The 359-nt window shown below is 68.2% G+C and carries 1 protein-coding gene; it reads left to right on the top strand.

Features of this window, described 5'->3' with window-relative positions:
• Window positions 1-359, top strand: a 359-nt coding sequence (locus A6013_RS24730; protein ID WP_175437447.1) for a virulence factor SrfB, incomplete at both ends; no start/stop codon positions are given.

Genomic DNA, 359 nt, shown 5'->3' with positions numbered 1-359 from the left:
CGGCTGCCCGACATATCGCCGCAGTACAGCCGCAGCACGCTGATGACGCACAAGCTGTGCGAGCTGCTGGCCCAGGCCCTGGGCCAGATCAACAGCGTCGCCACCCGCCAGCGCCTGGGCTTCCCGGCCGCGCCCCGCCCGCAGCGCCCCCGGCTCCAGACCCGGCCCGCGGCCCTGCCGCAGCAGGCGCGCGAGATTTTCCGTCGCCGCATGTTTGAAGCCCTTGCCATCGTCTGGAAAGCGATGGGCTGGCACCCGCAGGATGAAGATTTTGCCACCCGCAAGCCGCAGGAAAAAAGCGTGGTGCCGGTCCCTGAGATCCAGATGGAGTGGGATGAAGCCAGCTGCGGTCAGCTGGT

The sequence above is a fragment of the Enterobacter sp. IF2SW-B1 genome (assembly GCF_001743375.1).
GTDB lineage: Bacteria > Pseudomonadota > Gammaproteobacteria > Enterobacterales > Enterobacteriaceae > Enterobacter > Enterobacter bugandensis.
The sequence above is the reverse complement of the archived record's forward strand: the minus strand, read 5'-3'. Positions and strand labels throughout refer to the sequence as shown.